This window comes from Novosphingobium sp. 11B (assembly GCF_054589055.1).
The window spans coordinates 22,427-41,794 of sequence record NZ_BAAILP010000058.1 but is presented as its reverse complement, the minus strand read 5'-3'; the positions used below and the strand labels follow the sequence as shown (position 1 = coordinate 41,794).

At 61.5% G+C, this 19,368-nt stretch carries 22 protein-coding genes; 11 read left to right on the top strand and 11 right to left on the bottom strand.

The annotated features are described in order from the left end of the window. Positions 1-291 precede the first annotated feature (291 nt). On the top strand, positions 292-498 hold the full coding sequence (locus ACYPYD_RS05145) for a hypothetical protein (RefSeq protein WP_459662341.1): 207 nt from the start codon (positions 292-294) through the stop codon (positions 496-498). A 360-nt stretch (positions 499-858) separates the two neighbouring features. Then, on the top strand, positions 859-1,539 hold the full coding sequence (locus ACYPYD_RS05140) for a site-2 protease family protein (protein ID WP_459662340.1): 681 nt from the start codon (positions 859-861) through the stop codon (positions 1,537-1,539). 89 nt (positions 1,540-1,628) lie between these two features. Here ACYPYD_RS05140 and pyrC read toward each other — a convergent pair whose 3' ends face one another. Continuing rightward, positions 1,629-2,666: a dihydroorotase gene (gene pyrC / locus ACYPYD_RS05135; RefSeq protein WP_459662339.1), complete on the bottom strand. Its 1,038-nt coding sequence runs from the start codon at positions 2,664-2,666 to the stop codon at positions 1,629-1,631. Between the two features lie 35 nt (positions 2,667-2,701). On the opposite strand from pyrC, the gene ACYPYD_RS05130 reads away from it, so the two are divergent. Together ACYPYD_RS05130 and ACYPYD_RS05125 are read left to right on the top strand one after the other, a co-directional pair. Next, complete coding sequence (locus tag ACYPYD_RS05130; protein ID WP_459662338.1) at positions 2,702-2,986, top strand: hypothetical protein; 285 nt, start codon at positions 2,702-2,704, stop codon at positions 2,984-2,986. A gap of 367 nt (positions 2,987-3,353) precedes the next feature. Further along, a complete protein-coding gene (locus tag ACYPYD_RS05125) occupies positions 3,354-4,439 on the top strand; it encodes a GGDEF domain-containing protein (protein WP_459662337.1) in 1,086 nt (361 codons plus the stop codon). Between the two features lie 43 nt (positions 4,440-4,482). Here the strand turns inward: ACYPYD_RS05125 and ACYPYD_RS05120 are convergent, their stop codons facing one another. The 6 genes from ACYPYD_RS05120 to ACYPYD_RS05095 all read right to left on the bottom strand — a co-directional run bounded on the left by ACYPYD_RS05120 (position 4,483) and on the right by ACYPYD_RS05095 (position 9,154). Further along, positions 4,483-5,475 carry an amidohydrolase family protein gene (locus ACYPYD_RS05120; RefSeq protein WP_459662336.1) on the bottom strand — a complete coding sequence of 331 codons (993 nt, stop codon included), beginning with the start codon at positions 5,473-5,475 and terminating at the stop codon, positions 4,483-4,485. A gap of 111 nt (positions 5,476-5,586) precedes the next feature. Continuing rightward, positions 5,587-6,273, bottom strand: a complete 687-nt coding sequence (locus tag ACYPYD_RS05115) for a type 1 glutamine amidotransferase domain-containing protein (RefSeq protein WP_459662335.1) — start codon at positions 6,271-6,273, stop codon at positions 5,587-5,589. 5 nt (positions 6,274-6,278) lie between these two features. Continuing rightward, positions 6,279-7,340 (bottom strand): NAD(P)-dependent alcohol dehydrogenase, encoded by a 1,062-nt coding sequence (locus ACYPYD_RS05110; RefSeq protein WP_459662334.1) that lies wholly within the window; start codon positions 7,338-7,340, stop codon positions 6,279-6,281. A 194-nt stretch (positions 7,341-7,534) separates the two neighbouring features. Next, complete coding sequence (locus ACYPYD_RS05105) at positions 7,535-8,323, bottom strand: alpha/beta hydrolase (RefSeq protein WP_459662333.1); 789 nt, start codon at positions 8,321-8,323, stop codon at positions 7,535-7,537. A gap of 119 nt (positions 8,324-8,442) precedes the next feature. Continuing rightward, entirely contained in the window at positions 8,443-8,742 is a 300-nt protein-coding gene (locus tag ACYPYD_RS05100; RefSeq protein ID WP_459662332.1) for a hypothetical protein, read from the bottom strand. Between the two features lie 34 nt (positions 8,743-8,776). Next, on the bottom strand, positions 8,777-9,154 hold the full coding sequence (locus tag ACYPYD_RS05095; RefSeq protein ID WP_459662331.1) for an NADPH-dependent FMN reductase family protein: 378 nt from the start codon (positions 9,152-9,154) through the stop codon (positions 8,777-8,779). A 410-nt stretch (positions 9,155-9,564) separates the two neighbouring features. Between ACYPYD_RS05095 and ACYPYD_RS05090 the strand changes: the two genes are divergently transcribed. The 4 genes from ACYPYD_RS05090 (at position 9,565) to ACYPYD_RS05075 (ending at position 12,790) form a co-directional block, all read left to right on the top strand. Then, complete coding sequence (locus tag ACYPYD_RS05090) at positions 9,565-10,449, top strand: LysR substrate-binding domain-containing protein (RefSeq protein ID WP_459662330.1); 885 nt, start codon at positions 9,565-9,567, stop codon at positions 10,447-10,449. A 325-nt stretch (positions 10,450-10,774) separates the two neighbouring features. Then, positions 10,775-11,596: an SDR family oxidoreductase gene (locus tag ACYPYD_RS05085; protein ID WP_459662329.1), complete on the top strand. Its 822-nt coding sequence runs from the start codon at positions 10,775-10,777 to the stop codon at positions 11,594-11,596. A 20-nt stretch (positions 11,597-11,616) separates the two neighbouring features. Then, a complete protein-coding gene (locus ACYPYD_RS05080) occupies positions 11,617-12,444 on the top strand; it encodes an NmrA family NAD(P)-binding protein (protein WP_459662328.1) in 828 nt (275 codons plus the stop codon). Between the two features lie 199 nt (positions 12,445-12,643). Continuing rightward, positions 12,644-12,790 (top strand): hypothetical protein, encoded by a 147-nt coding sequence (locus ACYPYD_RS05075; protein WP_459662327.1) that lies wholly within the window; start codon positions 12,644-12,646, stop codon positions 12,788-12,790. 2 nt (positions 12,791-12,792) lie between these two features. On the opposite strand, the gene ACYPYD_RS05070 is transcribed toward ACYPYD_RS05075, so the two are convergent. After that, entirely contained in the window at positions 12,793-13,251 is a 459-nt protein-coding gene (locus tag ACYPYD_RS05070; RefSeq protein WP_459662326.1) for an Lrp/AsnC family transcriptional regulator, read from the bottom strand. Positions 13,252-13,356: 105 nt separating this feature from the next. On the opposite strand from ACYPYD_RS05070, the gene metC reads away from it, so the two are divergent. From metC to ACYPYD_RS05055, 3 genes are all read left to right on the top strand, one after another. Then, positions 13,357-14,529, top strand: a complete 1,173-nt coding sequence (gene metC / locus ACYPYD_RS05065) for a cystathionine beta-lyase (protein ID WP_459662324.1) — start codon at positions 13,357-13,359, stop codon at positions 14,527-14,529. Continuing rightward, complete coding sequence (locus ACYPYD_RS05060) at positions 14,526-14,807, top strand: hypothetical protein (protein ID WP_459662323.1); 282 nt, start codon at positions 14,526-14,528, stop codon at positions 14,805-14,807. Before metC ends, ACYPYD_RS05060 begins: the two co-directional genes overlap by 4 nt. 254 nt (positions 14,808-15,061) lie before the next feature. Next, positions 15,062-15,706, top strand: a complete 645-nt coding sequence (locus ACYPYD_RS05055) for a helix-turn-helix domain-containing protein (RefSeq protein WP_459662322.1) — start codon at positions 15,062-15,064, stop codon at positions 15,704-15,706. Between the two features lie 94 nt (positions 15,707-15,800). Here the strand turns inward: ACYPYD_RS05055 and ACYPYD_RS05050 are convergent, their stop codons facing one another. From ACYPYD_RS05050 to ACYPYD_RS05040, 3 genes are read right to left on the bottom strand one after another with little or no spacing between them, the layout of a single operon-like run. Next, the gene (locus tag ACYPYD_RS05050; RefSeq protein ID WP_459662321.1) at positions 15,801-16,577 is read right to left on the bottom strand and encodes an N-acyl homoserine lactonase family protein; all 777 of its coding nucleotides are present in this window, start codon (positions 16,575-16,577) and stop codon (positions 15,801-15,803) included. Positions 16,578-16,585: 8 nt separating this feature from the next. After that, complete coding sequence (locus ACYPYD_RS05045) at positions 16,586-17,806, bottom strand: MFS transporter (RefSeq protein ID WP_459662320.1); 1,221 nt, start codon at positions 17,804-17,806, stop codon at positions 16,586-16,588. A gap of 21 nt (positions 17,807-17,827) precedes the next feature. Further along, entirely contained in the window at positions 17,828-19,354 is a 1,527-nt protein-coding gene (locus tag ACYPYD_RS05040; RefSeq protein ID WP_459662319.1) for a carboxylesterase/lipase family protein, read from the bottom strand. Positions 19,355-19,368 lie beyond the last annotated feature (14 nt).

Here is a 19,368-nt window from a genome sequence, read left to right as displayed (position 1 = left end):
TGACCACCGCCAATCCCTAATGCCATCAAGCGAAACGATCTGGCTTCTACCCGGCCGGGATCAAATCGGAATGATGGCCGGGATCAGATTGGAACAGGCGACCGGGATCATCGGAATCCGCACATTTAGCTTTTTTCCTGAATTTTACGTTCGAAACTTAAATCCGTAACGATGCGCGGCGTGTCATCGACCGTCTGCAATATTCCATATCGGTCCTCGGCTCCCTTCATCAATGACGGCTATGAATGACGGGCTATCGGAGGCGCTGTGGGCCGAAATGGGCGGATAGCGTTGAAGAAGCCCGTTTTGAACGAGAAAAGCGTGATGATCGCGCCGATGATTGATAAGGAACTGCGCACCAGCATCCGCCAGCAGCGGGACGGCGGGTACCGCACGGTGTCGTTTCCCGCCTTGCATGATTGCCTTAACGCTTCGGAACGAAGCACACAGGCAACTCCCATGGACGAAAAACCCTTCAGGTTGCAGCGTGCCACATAAGTGTGAGAATATTTGACCAAGGAACACTATCACAGCCCCGAGTAGCTTTTCCCTGTCCACCGCGACATGACTTTCATTGCCACGGGCATGGCCAGGGCAATGAGCGAGAGCCTGACGAGCAGTACTGAGGACCGTGCGGAAGGCATGCGTGTTGCGCCTGCACACGGCATTACGGAAGCAAACCGCGCGGTCCCGCCCCCATCCCGCGGCCCCACCACTCATCGAGCGTCGCTCGCAGCACGAGCGGCTCGTCTTCCAAACCAGGCGACGCACCTTTCCGGCACCGCCTCTCAGCCAGCTCGCGGCCAAAAAACGCGCGAACCGATTGCGGAGCAGACGCATTCTTCCCAGATTGGAGCCATGCAACAGACCATCATCCAGGCCCCGGCGCTGATCGTGCCGCTCGTGATCGCGATCGTATTTCACGAGGTGGCGCACGGGATGATGGCGCGGCTGCTGGGCGATCCGACAGCCTACGAACAGCGGCGTCTGAGCCTCAACCCTCTACGCCATGTCGACCCCGTCGGCACCGTGGTGCTGCCGGGCATGCTGGCGCTCGCCGGAGCGCCCGTCTTCGGTTGGGCCAAGCCGGTGCCGGTAAACCAGCTACGCCTGAACAACCCTCGTATAAGTATGATGGCGGTGGCATTGGCAGGCCCGCTCACTAACCTCGTCTTGGCGGGCGTGGGCGCGGTGCTGCTGGGACTGATGGCCAGGAGTGGTGCCGATGGCGACATCCTTGCCTTCCTCGCTCTCAACGTGCGCAATTTCGTCCTGATTAACATTTTCCTGGCGCTATTCAACCTCCTGCCCATCCCGCCGTTTGACGGCTCTCACATCATCGAAGGTTTGCTTCCGCGAAGCGCTGCCCGGCCGTACGCAAGGCTGCGCCCTTTCGGCTTCCCGCTGCTCTTCCTATTGCTGCTGGTCGTGCCGCAGATATGGCCCGGGATCCATCTGGTCGAACGGATCCTCCTGCCGCCGGTCGATTGGGCAACCGCGCGTTATGACGCGCTGGCTCGCCTGGTCGCCGGTGCCTGACACCATTCGCGGTGTCCAGGCTTAAATCCGCCTGCGGTTGCAAACGCGGGCTTGGTCTTCTCCACCCGTAGCGGATCGCGATCGAGCACTTAGCCGACCAGCCGCCAGCGCATTGTATCGCCGGCGTGGAACGGGACCACGTTCATGCCACCCGCGGCGATAATCTCCGGCACGGGTACATCCTCCCGCTTCAGTGTCACCGTACCTTCGTTCAGGGGAAGGCCGTAGAAATTGGGGCCATGTTCGGAGGCAAAACCTTCCAGCCGGTCGAGAACACCGTCCTCTTCGAACACTTGGGCGTAGCTTTCCAGAGCGAAGGGCGCGTTGAAGATGCCCGCACATCCACAGGCCGATTCCTTGCGACCGATTTCGTGCGGCGCACTGTCAGTGCCGAGGAAGAACTTTGGCGATCCGGACACCGCCGCGGCGCGCACAGCGACGCGGTGACGTTCGCGCTTGGCGATAGGAAGGCAATAGGCGTGAGGGCGGATGCCGCCAGCGAAGATCGCATTGCGGTTGATGATCAGGTGCTGCGGAGTGATCGTTGCGCCGATCAGCGGGCCGCTCTCGGCGACAAACGCGGCCGCTTCGGCGGTCGTGATGTGTTCGAGCACGATTTTGAGCGCCGGATAATCGCGGACCAGCGGCATCAGGATGCGTTCTACGAACACCGCCTCGCGATCGAAGATATCGACGTCGGGATCGGTCACCTCGCCGTGGATCAGCAGCGGCATGCCGATGCGCTGCATTGCCTCAAGCACCCGAGTCAGCTTGCGGATGTCGGTGACGCCGTGCTCGGAGTTGGTAGTGGCATGGGCGGGGTAGATCTTGCAGGCCGCGAACACCCCCTGCTCGTAGCCGCACACGATTTCCGCCGGGTCAGTGCCGTCGGTCAGATAGCAGACCATAAGGGGCGTGAAGTCCACACCGGCGGGCACCGCCTCCAGGATGCGTTCGCGATAGGCCTGCGCCCCCGCGACGGTCACGACCGGCGGGGTCAGGTTGGGCATAACGACGGCGCGCGCGAACTGGCGCGCGGTGTAGCCGACCACGGCTTTCAGCATTGCGCCATCGCGAAGGTGGACATGCCAGTCATCGGGGCGGCGGATCGTTATCTGCGAAGTCATGCCGCCTTCTCTAACCGCACACAGGCGGGCCGTCGATGCCTGGACTGCGGCACGCATGCACCAAGGTCGCACAGATTTGCGCCATTGATGAAAGCGAGCAGGATCACGCCAGTCCCCCCTTTTCTGGGTATTTCGCGAACGCTGCACGCCTCGATATCCTGGTGCGCATGAGAATCAATCTCCAGCGCGGGCTCGTCGTCAGCCTCGAGCGAGGTCAAACCGAGATCGCCAAACTCGACCTGTCCCCATTTGCGCAGGCCAGTGCCGTCCAGTTCGTGATCATCCCAAACGAACAGGGTCTGTCGCTAACGATCATCTAGGAGACCAGCGAGCCGCTTGACGAAGTCGCGATCCTGCCAGGCTTTCACCGCGCCACTGTCGAGCTACCTGAGCCGCCGGATGTCCTGCCCAGACGGTTGATGCTGCTCGGTAACGCACCCAGTTGATTGCCGCTAATCTAAGCGTCGAGGGCATCGCCCCAAGCCATGCGGGAACCCACCCCAGATCCAAAAGCCTGTGCAACCCGCAAAAGGAGAAATCCGTTCCGGTCTCGCCACCTAATCGGGAAGTGCTCAGGAAATTTCGCAAAGGTGAAGCCATTGTTAGGCATTTGGATGTACGCGAGTGCTGCAGATGCTACCCGCCATTGACCTTCCCACCTTGCGCTTGTGCAGCGCGCTTGCCTCGGTGACTTTCGTCGTCATCTTCCTGTCGCTTTGGCGGGGGCGCAGGGACCGCCTGCATTACCTTCATTGGGCCGCGAGCCTGATGCTATACTGCGTCCCGCTGGCCGGCCTGGAGTGGATAAACCGGCCAGAGGACGTGCTCATTCGGTCCCTGCTGGTGGCGGCGCTTACCGCATCCAACATTCCGTTAGTTACAGGGATGCGGCTGTTCGCTGGACGACCGCTGTGGCGCTGGTGGATGAGTATTCCACCCGCCGTGACGCTGATCGGGTTCCTGCTGCCTCACATCGCGGGCTCTCTGGGGATTTCCATGCTGGCGCGTAGCGAGCAGTTGCTTGCGGCTTTCGGCCTTGCGCTGGGAATGGGCTTGTTCGGCGCCGATGTCATCCGTCAGGCCGTCTGCGCCGTCCCGGACGGCTATGGGGGGCGCATCGCCGGCATTTCGCTACTTGCTTATCTGCCCTGCTATCTCTTCGCGATTGCTGGGGAGATCCTGCACCTCGCCGAGCCTACCACACTAGCGGTGGTGGCCCTGCTTTCGGACCAACTCCTGCTCATGCTTCTGAATGTGGGGCTATTGGCCATGCCCGCCGAGGCTGCGCTCGCTGCGATGCGCGAAAACGCCTGGCGCGACGGGTTGACCGGTGTCTTCAACCGCGCGTGGCTTGCCCAGATGCATTCCGGTTTCCTTCGGCCCGGGACCTGGCTGGCGCACATCGACATTGACCTCTTCAAGTCCGTCAACGATCGTTTCGGTCACGCGGCAGGGGATGCCGCGCTCGTCGCTCTCGCTCGTGTGCTGGTTACCGCCAGCCTCAACAGTGAGTTGGAGTCCGCCGCGCACGTCGTCCGGATGGGCGGGGACGAATTCCTCGTCATCATGCCTGACGCTTCGCCGCGCGCAGCGCAGATGCTGGTGCAGAACGTCCGAAATGCAGCGAGCGCCTCTGGCCCGATCCCCTGGACCGTCAGCATCGGGCTGGCCGAAGTCAAGACCGAGGATACAGCGTTGAGCAATGCGGTCGATCGCGCGGATCGACGGCTTTACGCCGCCAAACTGGCCGGGCGCGATCGCGTCGCCGCGTAGGACCGCGCTCGTAGGCTGAATCCAACGTTTGCTACAGAACCTATCAAACTTGCGTGGTCGTCCCAACGGTCCCCGTGAGCCGTTCCCAATTCGCGTGTGCGAAGCTCGCCTTATCGTTCTGGTCGAGCGCAAGGCTCTCAATAAACCCTCGGGCATCTCCGCCTGGCCGATATTGATAGGGAAAGTCCGTCGAGAACAAGATCCGCTCGACACCGACGGCATCGACGGCTTGTTGGAGATAGCGCCTGCTGAACATGCCGCTCGCCGTCAAATAAAGATTGCTGCGGACATACTCCAGGAAAGGCTTTTGGAGTCCAGACACTCGATCGAGCATGACGAGGCGCTCGAGATAGAAGATCACCAGCTCGCCCCAGTGGCCAAGGATGACTTGAAGGTCAGGATGGCGATCGAAGACGCCCGACAGCACGATGCGTACGAACTGCATACCCGCCTCAAAATGCCAGCCCAGACCAAAGGTTGACAAGGCGAGGTCGACGGGCGCGCTGAACCCGCTGTAATAGGCATCCCGCACACTGAATTGCGGTATCTGGGGATGGATCAACAGCGGCACACCAAGCTCGGCGGCGCAGCCAAATGTGGGCTCGAAAATGGCATCGTCGAGGTTCTTCGCGCCAACCCGGCCGTAGAGGATCGCGCCTTTCGCGCCGAGTTCCTTGACCGCCCGCTCCAACTCGCGGGCTGAGGCCGCGGGATCGGCTGAGGGTACCGCGGCAAGAAACTGAAACCGCGAAGGATTGGCGGCGACGGTTGCGGCGAGGAGATCGTTCGTGTGGCGGGCAAGCTCCACCCCACGGCCACCCAGATTGTTGAGGCCTGGCGTCGTCAGAGAAAGAACCTGCACATCGACGCCCGTCTCATCCATCAGCGCGAGACGGGCTGCACCCAGATCAGCAAGCCGTTCGCCGATAATGCCAGGATTGAGCCCGAGCGTTCCATCGTCTGCCCCGGGGATCGTGCTCCAGGCCTCTTTGACGGCATCGGGAAGCACATGCTCCTCGATCGCGATAATCTTCATGGTCTACTCCTCCCGCGACATGCGGTTTCATCCCGTCGATTGAAGTGGGAGGCTTCGCTGTAGCGAAACCGCCCTACCCCTGCGACACTCGGGAAGGCTGACGAGGGCCGATCAGGCCTTGATAAGCTGCGCAACGATAGCCTCGCCGACGCCATGTGCCGAAGCCGGGTTCTGGCCGGTGACAAGCCGTCCATCGGTTACGACATTTTCGGACCAGTTAGCCGCAGGCTGAAGCAGTGCGCCTTGCTTGTTGAGCGTCGTGGCGAGCAGATAGGGAACAACGTTGGTGTAATTGACCTCGGCCTCTTCCTCGTCCGTGAATGCGGCGAGCTTCTTGCCGGCTATGAGATAGCTGCCATCCGACAGTTTCGCGTTCACCAAGGCAGCCGGGCCGTGGCAGACCGCCGAGACAATACCGCCAGCTTCCCAGATCTCGCGAATGACCTTCTGCACGGCCTTGTCGTCGGCAAAATCCCACATCGTGCCGTGACCGCCAGCAAAAAACACCGCTGAATAACGGGAAGGATCGATATCCTTCAGCAGCGGCGTGTCAGCGAGCGCGGCACGAAAGTTCTTGTCCTTCCAGTAATGGGCGTTCGCGGCATCGGACAGGTCGAAAAAGTCGATCGGCGGATGCCCGCCGCGGATCGAGGCGATTTCATAGGAGATGCCGGCCTTGTCGAAGACCTCGAGCGGATGGGTCAGCTCGACCATGGCAAAGCCGGTCGGCTCACCGCTGTCACCGCGGATCGGATGGCTGGTGACTACGCACAGGACAGGCTTGATGGTGTCATTCATGGGCTTCACGCTCCTTGCTCTTCTTTAAGCGAGCCCATGTCGATGACGAAGCGATACTTCACGTCGCTCTCCAACATGCGCTCATAGGCTTCGTTGATCTTCTGGATGGGGATAATCTCAACGTCCGAGACGATGCCGTGCTTGCCACAGAAATCGAGCATCTCCTGGGTTTCCGGCACGCCGCCGATAAAGGATCCGGAGATTGCCCGGCGGCCATGCACGACGCCTCCGGCATTCACCGGCGTGCCAAGCGGTCCCATGTAGCCGACGAGGACCAGCACGCCCTCGAGCGCCAGCGTCGGCATGTACGGATTGACGTCGTGATCATAGGGGACCGTGTCGATGATCACATCAAAACGCCCTGCGACTGCCTTCATCTGCGTGGGATCGCTGGAGAGCACGACATGGTCGGCCCCAAGGCGGAAGGCATCCTCCTCCTTGCCGGCCGAGCGGGTGAACAGCGTGACGTCGGCGCCGAGCGCCTTGGCGAGCTTCAGCGCCATATGACCGAGGCCACCGAGACCGATCACTGCGACTTTTCTGTCCTTCCCGACCTTCCAGCGATGCAACGGTGACCATGTCGTGATGCCCGCGCATAGCAGCGGGGCCGCGCCTGCCGGGTCCAGCCCGTCAGGCAGGGACAGCACGAACTTGTCATGCACGACGATCGAATCCGAATAGCCGCCATAAGTGACACTGCCGTCCCGACGATCGCGGCTCGCATAGGTAAAGGTCGGCCCCTCGACGCAATCCTGCTCCCACCCCCTCAGGCAGGGCTTGCAGTGCTGGCAGGAGTCGACCATGCAGCCGACGCCGACCATGTCGCCCGCCTTGAAGCGGGAGACGGCGCTGCCGACCTCGCGGACCCGGCCGATGATTTCGTGGCCCGGCACGATCGGGTAGGTCGTGAAGCCGAAATGGTTGCGGGCCAGATGGACGTCTGTATGACAGACGCCGCAATAAAGAATATCGATCGCCACGTCGTCCGGGCGCGGAGCGCGCCGTTCAAAAGCGAAGCGTTCGAGTGGAGCCGTGGCTGATTGCGCTGCAAAGCCCAATGCATTCATGATCGTCTGTTCCTTTTTTCCTTTGGCGCGAGTGCGTACGGCCTACAGTTCGGCCGCTGCGTCCGGCCGCTCACAATTGTCCGAAGGACGTCGCCAGCTTTCCGACGGCCTGGTCCACATATTGGGGCACGTCATAGAGAGCGATGTGAGTTGCTCCATCGACGACGAACAGTTCCTTTGGTCCCGGTGCCGGGTCATAGGCCTGATCGCTGTAGATCTTCGTGTCCGCTTCGCTTCCGGCGATGAGCAGCGAACGCTGCGTCAGCAAGGTCGGGATCGGCGGGAAGGTCAAAAAATGCCAGCATCTTGTCCATGCTGGTCATCAGGAAACGGCCCTTGGAATTCGGATGCTGGCCGCAGGGCGTCCGGTAATAGTCGTACCCTACGCGCAAAATAGTCGGTGTGTTGTCGTCGATGTCTACGAGCATTTCGGGCACGAAGGGGATGTAGACGGCAGGCGCACCATTGGCCTCTGCCGTTCTTTGCCCTGCTGCGGCCTCCTGCGATTTCACCAAGTCTGCAGGCGGAATCGGAAAGCCGAAGAAGCTTCGGGCCGCCTCGCCCATCGGCGTGGCGCTTATACCCGCCACAGCCTTGAACCGGCGTTCGGTCTGCGCCACGGCCAGCGCATATCCGCCCCCGGCACAGACGCCGAATACGCCCATGCGCTCGATGTACACAATTGGCTGGACGGTAAGAAAATCCGCTGCACAACGGGCGTCTTCCACGCGCGTCGCCGGGTCTTCCAGCAAGCGGGGCTCGCCTCCGCTCGCGCCCTGGAAGGAGGAGGCGTAGACCACCACCACAAAGCCGAAGGATGCGAGCCTCTGCGCGTAGAGACCGATGGTCTTTTCCTTGACGCCGCCCGCCGGATGAACCCCGACGAGAGCCGGATATTTCCTATCTTCGCCAAAGCCATGTGGAAGGTGGAGGTGCCCGGCAATCCGCACACCTTTGTTCTCGAAAGTGACGTCCTTGATCATCGAAGGTCCTTTTCGATCCAGATCAGAGCGCCAATGCATTCAGCCGACGCGAAGCCCTGGATCGCGAAGACAGAGAGAGCGCGGATTACATAATGTCCAGATCAGCCTTGCCGCCTTGATCACAGGTTGTTCGGGGCGAACAGCGATTCCCAGTTGGTGAAAGGACCGAGCGGGATGACGTCCCAGTCGATGAGCCCCGCCTTGGCGAGAGGGAATTCAGCCAAAGCGACCTTGGCGGCCTCGACGGACTCAGCTTCGGCGATCACCGCGACGCCTGGACGGTCCTGACGGAAGTAGATGTCGCGGATGATGCCGCCCTTATACATTTGCCAGGCGTGACGCGCTTCGTCCTGCATATGGGGTGCGTATTTTTCCATCGTCGCGCCGGGCTGCGGTATGTCGAGGCAAAGCAGTTTCACGATCAGGCTCCTTTTGGGGTCGCGCTTGCGGAATTCAGACCGGCGTGAAGCGGTCGGTGGTCAGTACGATGCGCTTGCAGACGTAGGACGCGGTATCCAGATCACTGCGGATCGGCGTCACATCGGCGCACTGGTCATTGTTGGATTGCGTCATAACGCCGAGGCAACTGCCATACCGGTTGAGAACGTCGGTGCTACCGATGCTGCTATAACCCGGCATTATGTCCAGACCAACGCAGATCAGGCCGTGTTGGGCTGCAAACGGCGCGATCGACACCAGCGAGTTCGGCTTGCCGCCGTGCTGCGCACATGAATTCTTGAAACCCGCCGCAATGTTGTCAGGCCGCCCCTGCTCGAACGAGGTCATTTTCCAGAAGTCCTCGAAGACCTGCTTGAAGCGCGCATGGATCATGCCCTAATAAGCCGACTAGCTGAAGACGATCGCATCCCTGGCTTCCGGAACGGCCCGGTCGACCGCGCCGTCAACAAAGGTGTCGCGCCTTGCATCTGGGCCGAAAGTCTCCCTGGCGCCTATTGCAACGGCTCTTGCCATCCGCGAGACGTGGCCATGGCCACCGGTATGTACAATCGAATATCAGCAATTAGGTGCCCTTCCTTCATTGCAATGATGGGGCATTCGTCACGCTCCGCGGGGCCAGTCCCTCCTGCCCGTCGCCTCCGAAAATCCTTTGGCATGTGGCGCTTATATCGTAGAATTTGGAATGACATCAGAACTGTTATTTCTACACAATGGTTCTTCTAATTCTACAATTGGTCTGTGAGCGGCGGGGACACCAAGAGATGCGAGATAGGTTCGATGGCGTGCAGGTGTTCGTCGAGGCCGTTGAAGCCGGTGGCTTCGCGAAAGCAGCCGAGCGGTTGTCGCTAACCCGATCAGCGGTGGGAAAAGCCGTCGCGCGCCTTGAGGAGCGCCTCGGCGTCCGGCTGTTCCAACGAACCACCAGAACGCAATGCCTGACGGAAGACGGTCAGCAATATTATGAGCGTTGCGTCCGCGCGATTGAGGAATTGCGCGCTGGCGAGGCCCTTCTGGAATCCGGCCGCCGCGAAGTCGCCGGACGATTGCGCGTCTCGCTCCCCGTCCTTTTTGGCCGGCATTGCGTTGCGCCCATCCTCATAAATTTTGCGCGCCAGCATCCGAGGCTGGAACTTGAGTTAAGCTTCAGCGATCGCCAGATCGACCTGATCGCCGACGGCTTCGATCTTGCCGTGCGAAACGGGCCTTTGGGCAACAGTTCGGCTCTGCGCGCGCGCCGTCTGGTCAGTCAACGCAAGGTCCTATGCGCTGCCCCGCAATATCTGTTCACCCGAGGAGAACCTGGCTCGCTTGGTGACTTCGCCAATCACGACCTTCTGGCCTATTGGCGCAGCGGCCATAGCCTTGCCTGGCAGGTGCCCGATGCAACCGGTGCACTGATCGACATGGCCGTTACCTCTAGGCTGCGTTTCGACGACCTCGAGGTGATTGCGAACGCGGCCGTCGATGGCATGGGTTTGGCATGGCTCCCCTATTGGCTCATCCGGGACCGCATACGCCAGGGCGAGCTCGTGGAACTCTGGTCAGAGCGTCCCAGAGTATCGATGGAATGTCATGCGGTGTGGCCGGCCACCCGGTATCTACCGCTTCGCTCCCGCCTCGCGATCGACGTGCTTGCCGCCGAGCTTCCCTCCAGCCTCGAAGGTTGAGCGTCTTGCACGGCCCGTACTCCTCGAGTTCGGCAAGCCTTCAATCAAGGTTTGAATGGCCCTCACGCGGATTTACGCCAATCCTGTTTGCATCTCGACGAGCGACACCTCGGCATCAGCCTGCCATCACGCGGTCGGGCTGAAATAAAGCGCCGCGCAACATCTTGCCGTGAACAGCATCCGGTCTGCAGCCGATTGCAGGGTCGGGAGTATCCTGATAGAAGGCATTTCTGTCGAAAGAGTGCTGACCGGATGGTAGCCCGGTCGTCGTCCTTGATAGGCGGCAACTCTTCCCTTCGGGGGTATCCGCGACACCTGAGCCGGCTTGCCGGCGCAAGAGGTGTGTCCGCTGATAACCCGATGTCGTCGTCGGCGCACCTTCCTAGCTCATCGAGAAGGAAGCACGACGTTGAAACTCTCAGGCAACACCATCCTCATCACCGGCGGCGCGACAGGCATCGGCTTGGAACTCGCCCAAAGACTCTCCGAAGGCAATCAGGTGATCATATGCGGACGCAGCCAGGCGTCTCTGCAGAAGGCCAAGACGCAAGTGCCGGCCTTGGTCACGCGCATCTGCGATGTGGCGGATCACGACAGCCGCCGCGCCATGGTCGAATGGCTAAGCACTGAGCATCCTACGCTCAATGTGCTGATCAACAATGCCGGCGTGCAGGCGCGCCGCGACTTCACCACCAATTCCGCCATCGATAGCCTCGACCAGGAAGTGGCAATCAACCTCACTGCCCCGATACATCTGATCGCAGACCTGCTGCCGGCGCTGCGCCAGCGAGCCGACGCCTGCATCGTCAATGTGACGTCGGGCTTGGCCTTTTCCCCGATGGCCGATGTGCCCGTCTATTGCGCCACCAAGGCCGCCTTACATTCTTTCACGCTCAGCTTGAGACATCAGCTGAAGGCGACCGGCGTGCGCGTAATCGAGCTTGCCCCGCCGATCGTCGATACCGGCCTTGGCGGTGGCATTCGCAGCGACGGCGCCGCGAACCGGATGATTGTCACCCCGGAAGACTTCGCCAGCGAGGCACTTGCGCAGCTTGCCGCAGGCAAGGACGAAGTCCTGATCGGCATCGCCGCCCAGACGCGCCAGATGGGCGAAGCGCTGTTCGAGCGCATGAACAGCCACCGCTGACCCGAACAAGGATTAAGCTCATGAAGATTCTTGTCATAGGCGCCGTCGGCGAAACCGCCGGCCTTGTCGTTCCTGCTCTTCTCGAACGTGACGCGGTCGTGCGCGCGCTTGTCCGCAAGCCAGATCAAACGCCACTCGCCAGGGATCGCGGCGCTGACGAAGTGGCCATCGCTGATCTAGCCGATCCCGAGACCCTGTACGCTGCCCTTGAAGGCGTCGATGGCGTCTTCCACATCGGTCCGGTGTTCGAGCCGAACGAGGTGCAGCTTGGCCTTAACATCGTCGGGGCCGCCGAGCGCGCCGGGGTCCGCAAGTTTGTGTTCTCGTCAGTCATCCATCCGATCCTCGACCTACCCAACCATGCGGCCAAGGCTCCGGTCGAACGGGCGCTGGTGAAATCGGCGCTGGACTACACCATCCTGCATCCGACCATGCTGTTTCAGAACTACGCCCAGTCCTGGGGCGACATCGTGGAGACTGGCATAATAGCCGAGCCCTTCGCCCCGGAAACCCGGTTCAGCCGCGTCGATTACCGCGATGTCGCCGAGGTGGCGGCCATCGCGTTCACCGAGGACCGTCTCGCCTACGGCACCTTCGAGCTATGCGCGCCTGGCATCCACGCCCGCGCGGATCTTGCCGCGATGCTCACCGAGGTTCTCGAACGCAAGATTGGAATCGGCACGATCGACCGTTCAACCATGACGCATGCGCCGCGCGACATGATCACCATGTTCGCCCATTACGACCACGCTGGTCTGTTGGGCAGCCCGCTTGCGTTGCGCGCCATCCTCGGCCGCGAGCCCCGCACGTTGCGGGCCTATTTCGAGGAACTGGCGCGAAGCGGTTGATAGACCTACCCGGTAACTGAAAGCTTGGAATAACGACGCGACGCTATCGCAATCGCGTTTTGGCAAACCTACATCAGGTTGCTTCGCCGGCCCGCGGGGAAGCACTGCCCATGGCCGCGACGTCACCGTATAGCTGACGATTTTGAATGAGCGAGGGACCGCCAGGAGGCAGGTCACCAAATCCCATCAGCGCGAAGGCGTGACCGGCATCGCGAAACTGGTAGCAGGTGGCCTGATGGACGGGCAGTGCCAGAAAACCGGTGGCCGGATCGGCTTGCTATCCGGCGTGAAGGGCCAGAGTTTCGAGGTGCAGCGTTGGTTGCGCCATCATCATCCTTCCAAGTAATGTCAGAGAGGCAGACTACCTGACTGCTTGATCTCGCGGATCGAGAAGTGGGTGTAGATTTCCTTGATATGGCCAATCGCTCGGATACGTCGCATCGCAATCTCGTGAAAGTCCTCCATGTCATGGGCCACGACTTGGAGCAAATAGTCGTATTTCCCCGATACATTGTGACAGCCGATCACCTCGGGCATCGCCGAGACGGCAGCCTCGAACGCGCTCATCGCCGCTTCAGAATGATCGTCGAGCATGATCGAGATGAAAGCGAACAGGCCGAACCCCAAGGCCTTTAAGTTCATCCGCGCCCCATAAGCTATGACAAACTGGTCTTCCAAGCGCTTCAGCCGCTTCCAACAGGCGGGCGCCGAAATGCCGACCTGCTTCGCCAAGTCGCTGTTGCTGATTCGCCCATCGATCTGAAGCGCGGTCAGGATCGCGCGGTCGGTCCGATCGAGTTTGAACATGGGCAGCAGTTAATTTTATTCCACGATTGCTGTCAATCGGGTCGCACTTCGAAACCTAATTATCTGCAGTTTAGGCTAAATAATAGCCCTCCTTGGAGATGCTTAGTGACCGACGCCCAGACTGACATCACGCTATTGGCCCATGCCGGGATCGACCCCGCCGTGCATCACGGCTTTGTGAACCCGGCCATCTATCGTGGTTCCACCGTTGCCTTTCCGAGCGTCGCGACGATGGTCAACGGAAAACAACCCTATCGCTATGGTCGCTGGGGAAATCCTACGACGAGCGCGCTGTGCGAGGCCGTTTCCGCGCTGGAAGGCGCGGTCGGCACGGTGCTGTGTCCTTCTGGACTAGCCGCCTGCACTACCGCTATCCTTGCCGTGTGTGGAGCCGGCGACCATCTGCTCGTTCCAGACAGCGTCTATGGCCCCGTGCGCCATTTCTGCGACACGGCTGGACGGCGCATGGGGATCGGTACCAGCTATTATGACCCTCGGATTGGTGCCGGCATATCTGATCTGTTCCGCCCAGAAACAAAGGCCGTGTTCACTGAATCCCCCGGCTCTCACACGTTCGAAATCCAGGACATCCCCGCCATTGCCGCCGTCGCGCATAATCGCGGCGCGCTAGTGCTGATGGACAATAGCTGGGCGACGCCGCTCTACCTCAAACCGCTGGCGCTGGGGGCCGACATCTCGATCATGGCCGGCACCAAATATCTGGTCGGCCATTCCGACGCATTGCTGGGCACGATTGCCTGCGGCCCGAGCGCTTGGGAGAAGGTGCGTGACGTCCATTTTCAACTGGGCCAGTTTATTGGTCCCGACGATGTGACGCTGGCGCTACGCGGCCTTCGCACGCTCGATGTCCGGCTAGCCCGTCATCAGGAGAACGCACTGGCTATCGCCGGGTGGCTGGAAACGCGGCCGGAGGTCGCCCGAGTCCTCTACCCCGGCATGCCTTCGCATCCGGACCACGAACTGTGGCGGCGTGATTTTGCGGGTGCCACCGGCCTGCTCTCATTCGTAACTAAAACCTGCTCGGGCGATGCCGTGGCGGCCATGATTGACGGTCTGGACCTGTTTACGATCGGCTACAGTTGGGGCGGATTTGAAAGTCTGGCGATGACTGTAGATCCGCGGACGCTCCGCTCGGCGACGCGGTGGACGGACGAAGGTCATCTGGTGCGGCTGCATATCGGGCTGGAAAGCGCGAGTGACCTTATTGCCGATCTGGAACGCGGACTGGTGCGGCTCGAACAGCAGGAGATACGATGATGAACAACCCTAATGAAAAAGCAAGGCAAGATTTCCGGCGCATGATGCGCTTGATCGTCGCTGTCGCGATCGTCGCCAGCGTTGCCGCTGTCGCTTATATCGGGATGTTCACCCCGCTTAATTTTGTCATCGTGACTGCCACGGGCATGGGCGTGTTCTTTTCCATTATTGTCGGGTCAGGCTTGTTGGCGCTTAGTTTCTTCAGCAATCACAGCGGTGCAGACGACGCGGTGAACAGCGCTACCGAAAGTCAGCGTGGAGGAGAAACCCCCGACTAGTTCGAACGACGCTCCGGCATTTTTATGATGGTCCAAGACCCTAAAGCGACAGTGCTTATCAGCGATAGGTGAGGCAGGGGTAAGTGAGGTCGTTTGGGTGGACGGCCTCCATACGGCATCGCGATGTGCCAGAATGAGATTGCCGGTTCCGCGTTCGACTTCGCATCCCTGCGGACATGGATTGCACATTGAGTCTTTGCGTGCGGATAAATCCCGTGCAATGAGCCTTTAGGAAAGAAATTTTCCGGTAGCAGGTGGCGAAGTACGTGATGCGGAATCAACAGGTCAACGACGCGGAAGCAATGGGCCGGAGACTACGCTTCATACGGCGCGAGCAAAATGCAACGCTCGCAGAAATTAGCGCGCGTGCGCAAATCTCGCTATCCACATTGTCGAAGATCGAGAATGCCCAAATTTCCGTTTCTTATGACATATTGAAGCGTGTATGCGACGCCTTGGCGATCGGCATCGAGGATATCGTTTCGTCGGGCGAGAAAAGCCAGCTTTCCGGCCGCAAGACAACGACGCGGACCGATGAGGGCGAGCGCTTCACAAGCGACCAGTACGACTACCGGGTCCATTCCAGCGAAATTTCCAAGAAGGCGATGATCCCATTCGAAATGGTAATCCGCGCCCGCTCCATAGACGAATTTGACCACTGGAGCCAGCACAACGGTGAAGAGTTCGTTTATGTCTTGTCCGGTTCGATCGAAATTCACACCGAGCACTACACTCCGCTTCGCCTGGATCAGAGTGAGAGCGCTTACTTCGACAGCAGCATGAAGCATCTGTATATTTCCATTGGGAACGCGGATGCCAGGGTACTGTCGATTTCCTACGACCCGACTGCCGCAGAGGCACGCCCGGTGTCTACCTATATGCATCCCTCAATCCGCTGACAGGAAGCACAAAGCCCTTCCTGCATCTTTCCTATAGGAAAATCGAAAAGCCGAGCGAGACACGCTTCAAACCCGGCGCTTTTCAGTCATAGCATCAATCATAGCATTCCGGGGCAAGCCGCATCTGCTGGATGGCGACGGGATCGTGGAACAGCAGCATACCGGCATCCATTGTCTCGCGGAGTTGCTTCAGCCGGCGGATAGCGCCCAGGGCGGCGGCATCGTCGCAGGACTCCCCCGGCAGTATTTCCAACTCGAAATTCTCGGCCAGATCGCCCGCGTCGAATGGCAGGATGATGGGCCCGCTTTCGGGCAGTTCCAGCAGCGCCGACTGATGGCCCGCCGTATGGCCGCGCGTGTCCAGAAGTGTCAGGCCGGGCATCGCCGTCCAGTCGCCGCTGCGCATGTCCCAGTCGAGCCCGGTCAGGTCGTAGTCCGAGCGAATATAGGCGGGTCCGGGATGTGCGCCGAACGCCACCATGTATTCCGCCTCCTGAACGCTGATGCGCGCATGGCGCAGGCGGTCCAGATAGCCACAGTGATCGAAGTGCAGGTGCGACAGAATGACCCAGCCGATATCCGCAAAGCCGATGCCGATCTGTTCGAGCTGCGTCTCCATACGGTGCGCGGCGCGGACGATCGGGGCGGTCATGCCATGCCGGGAGAAGCAGGCCTCGCGTCGCACCGGATCGTCGATGTTGTCCGGGTTCAGCCCGGCATCGAGCAGCACCCAGCCCGATGCGGTGTCCAGCAGGTAAGCGCACACGGGCTCGCTGAGAATGAAGCGGCTGCCAAGATCGCGGGTCGAGATTGTCTTGGGCAAGATCTCGAAGCCGCAGAGCAGGACGAAAAGGCGTTTGATGTCGGTCATGCGCTATCTCAGGTCGGGGCCGCGGCGGTCGTGCCGCGCGTGACCGGCAGGGCCAGCACGGCAAGCGCCAGCCCGGCGCAGGCGATCAGGACGAAACCGATCCACCGGGTCATGCCGAAATAGATCGATGGCGCCAGGAATGAGAGGATCGAGATGCCCTGCCCGATCAGGCCCGAGGCCGCGCCGCTGCGGCTCGGGCTGGTCACCACGGTGGAAAGCTGCGCCATCGCCACTGCACCCATGCCGCTGAACGCCACGAGCCAGCCAAACAGGCCAAGCGCGGCAACGGCAAAGCCCGAACCGGGCCAGAACAGCATCCACTGCGAAGCCGCCCCAAGCAGCGCCAAGCCGATGAACAGCACCTTGCGGTCGAGGCTTCCTGTCAGCAGCACGCCCGTGAGAAGTCCGCACAGCACCATCGCCACGCCCTTGATCGCCGCCACCACCGTGGCCGATGCCCCGATCGAGGTGCCATGCACATGCGCCAGATAGGAAGGCGAGATCAGGCTGGTGCCATAGGACAACGCGGAAGGTACCGCCACGGCCAGCGCCAGCAGAACGACCTTGCGTTCGCGAAACACTCCAGCGAAATCGCGTAGCTGCACGCGCCAGTGGGGCATTGCAGCGGTCTGGACGCGGGGCAGCGCCAGCAGGCCCGCGAACAGTGCCAGCATGATCGCTCCGTACAGCAGCAGCGCGGGCTGCCAGCGTCCGGTTCCCGCGAACGGCGCTGCCAGCAGCAGGCCCATGGCAAAGCCGGTGGGCGCATACGTAGACCACAGCGACATCGCGCGCACCTGCCGCCGACCGGCAGTGGCGCTGACCAGCAGCGCCGGGGCGGCAACGCTGATCCCGGTAAAACCGATGCCGCCGATGGCCAGCGCCAGCAGCAGCACGCCAAGGCTCTGCCCCAGCGCAGCAACGCCTGCGCCCCCTGCACAGAACAGCGCCGAGACGACAATGACGGCCCTCGCCCCTGTCCGGTCGACCAGCCCGCCGCAGAACACGCCGCCCACTGCCGAGGGCAGCGAGAACATCGCCAGCGCCATGCCCACTTCGCTGCCCGCCACATGCAGGGCCTCGCCAAGGTCTCCGGTCAACGCGGCGACCACGCCAACCATGGCCATGCTGGCGACAGTGGCGAGGTAGACCAGCGCGATCAGCAGCCAGTCAATCTGCGGGCCTTCGGGATTATCGCCTGTTGCGGGGCCTGTTGTGAGGTTTGCCATCTTGGTCTCCACAGATGCCAGTCAGGCGCGTTCGAGAATTGTGTTGTCCATGGCCCGGCCCAGAACCGCAAGCCGGTCGAGGTCCGGCACGGGGCCCGTATGCGCTGCCTTGCTGCCGATGTACCATACCGTTTCCTTGCCAGGGACGTACTGCGGCCAATGGTCCGCCTGCGATGCGGCATTGGGATTTCCGGTGCGGGCAAAGCGGGTCCACCACCCGCTCATCCGGTCCATCAGCGCGCGTTGCTCGCTGCTGAGGCCCAGGCCCCGCGCGGGCTGGGTGCGCAGCGCGAAACCGATCTCCGATCCGTGGAACGCGCCAAGCTGCGCGCCCGTACCCTCAGCAAAGCGCGCGGCGGCAGGGACCGTACCGCTGTATTCGAACTGATAGGAGTAGACCGGCGAGCGTCCGGATGTCGCCAATGCGATCGCCAGAGCAGCGGCGTTCCAGTTGAAGATGATGTCGCCCATGGCAGTGTGGCCCTGCCGCTCCGCCGCGCCATCGTCGGCCGCATCGTAGAAGGCGAACGCCTCCTGCGCCCGCGCGCCATATTCGGCGGCGATTTCGCTGCGCAGGCCCTGCACGGTGCCGCCACCGAGCGCGGCAAACATCGTGCCTTCATCGCGGTTGCGCCCCACGATCACCGGCACGGCGGCGTGACGCCCGGCCATGACCATGGTGAAAGGATGTTCGGGCACATAGTGTCCGTCTATCTGCGGATAGAACCGCCATGCACGGGAATTGGCCTCGACGAGCGCAGGGGCCGGCATCGCGCGCAGGTCCGCCAGGCTGGTAGCGCCGACTTCCTTGGCGAAATCGAGGCCGGCGCGCTCCATCGCCTCGCGCTCCCCCAGCAGGATGTAGCCGGACGGCTTGCCCATCGGCGCACCGCTTTGCGCGATGGCGCGGTGGAACATTCCGCGCGACTGCGGCATGACAAGGTGAAAGCCGACACTGAAAGCTCCTGCGGACTGGCCAAGGATCGTCACATTGCCCGGATCGCCGCCGAACGCGGCGATGTTCTCCTGCACCCAGCGCAGGGCAGCGATCTGGTCCATGAGGCCGTAATTGCCCGATATGCCTTCGGCGGATTCGGCGACGAGTTCGGGGTGGGCAAAAAACCCCAGAATGCCCACGCGGTAATTGATCGAGACGAAGACAACGCCTTCACGCGCCAGCGCCTCGCCGTCGTAAAGCGGGTTGTCGCTGGTGCCGCCGACGAAGGCCCCACCGTAAATCCACACCATCACAGCATGCGGTTTTTCAGAAGGCGTGGACGGCGCCCAGACGTTCACCGACAGGCAGTCCTCGCCCATCGATGCAGGCCCGCGCAGCGTGTAGACGCTCTTGCCGGTTTCGGGTGCGGCCCAGGGGCTGGGAGAAAAGCGGTCCGCGCGCAAAATGCCGGTCCAGGGCACAACCGGCTGCGGCGGACGCCAGCGCAAAGCACCGGATGCGGGCCGTGCGTAAGGAATGCCCAGCCAGCGGCGCACGCCGCTTTGCGGCAAGCTCTCCCCCTCGATCCGCCCCGCCGCCGTCTTCACCATAAGCGAAGGAGTAG

Bases quoted from the DNA above. Each gene is read 5' to 3' on its own strand.
- ACYPYD_RS05140 (WP_459662340.1), top strand. From the start codon at position 859: ATGCAACAGACCATCATCCAGGCCCCGGCGCTGATCGTGCCGCTCGTG.
- pyrC (WP_459662339.1), bottom strand. From the start codon at position 2,666: ATGACTTCGCAGATAACGATCCGCCGCCCCGATGACTGGCATGTCCAC.
- ACYPYD_RS05130 (WP_459662338.1), top strand. From the start codon at position 2,702: ATGCCTGGACTGCGGCACGCATGCACCAAGGTCGCACAGATTTGCGCC.
- ACYPYD_RS05120 (WP_459662336.1), bottom strand. From the start codon at position 5,475: ATGAAGATTATCGCGATCGAGGAGCATGTGCTTCCCGATGCCGTCAAA.
- ACYPYD_RS05115 (WP_459662335.1), bottom strand. From the start codon at position 6,273: ATGAATGACACCATCAAGCCTGTCCTGTGCGTAGTCACCAGCCATCCG.
- ACYPYD_RS05110 (WP_459662334.1), bottom strand. From the start codon at position 7,340: ATGAATGCATTGGGCTTTGCAGCGCAATCAGCCACGGCTCCACTCGAA.
- ACYPYD_RS05105 (WP_459662333.1), bottom strand. From the start codon at position 8,323: ATGATCAAGGACGTCACTTTCGAGAACAAAGGTGTGCGGATTGCCGGG.
- ACYPYD_RS05095 (WP_459662331.1), bottom strand. From the start codon at position 9,154: ATGATCCATGCGCGCTTCAAGCAGGTCTTCGAGGACTTCTGGAAAATG.
- ACYPYD_RS05080 (WP_459662328.1), top strand. From the start codon at position 11,617: ATGAAGATTCTTGTCATAGGCGCCGTCGGCGAAACCGCCGGCCTTGTC.
- ACYPYD_RS05070 (WP_459662326.1), bottom strand. From the start codon at position 13,251: ATGTTCAAACTCGATCGGACCGACCGCGCGATCCTGACCGCGCTTCAG.
- ACYPYD_RS05060 (WP_459662323.1), top strand. From the start codon at position 14,526: ATGATGAACAACCCTAATGAAAAAGCAAGGCAAGATTTCCGGCGCATG.
- ACYPYD_RS05050 (WP_459662321.1), bottom strand. From the start codon at position 16,577: ATGACCGACATCAAACGCCTTTTCGTCCTGCTCTGCGGCTTCGAGATC.
- ACYPYD_RS05045 (WP_459662320.1), bottom strand. From the start codon at position 17,806: ATGGCAAACCTCACAACAGGCCCCGCAACAGGCGATAATCCCGAAGGC.
- ACYPYD_RS05040 (WP_459662319.1), bottom strand. From the start codon at position 19,354: ATGGTGAAGACGGCGGCGGGGCGGATCGAGGGGGAGAGCTTGCCGCAA.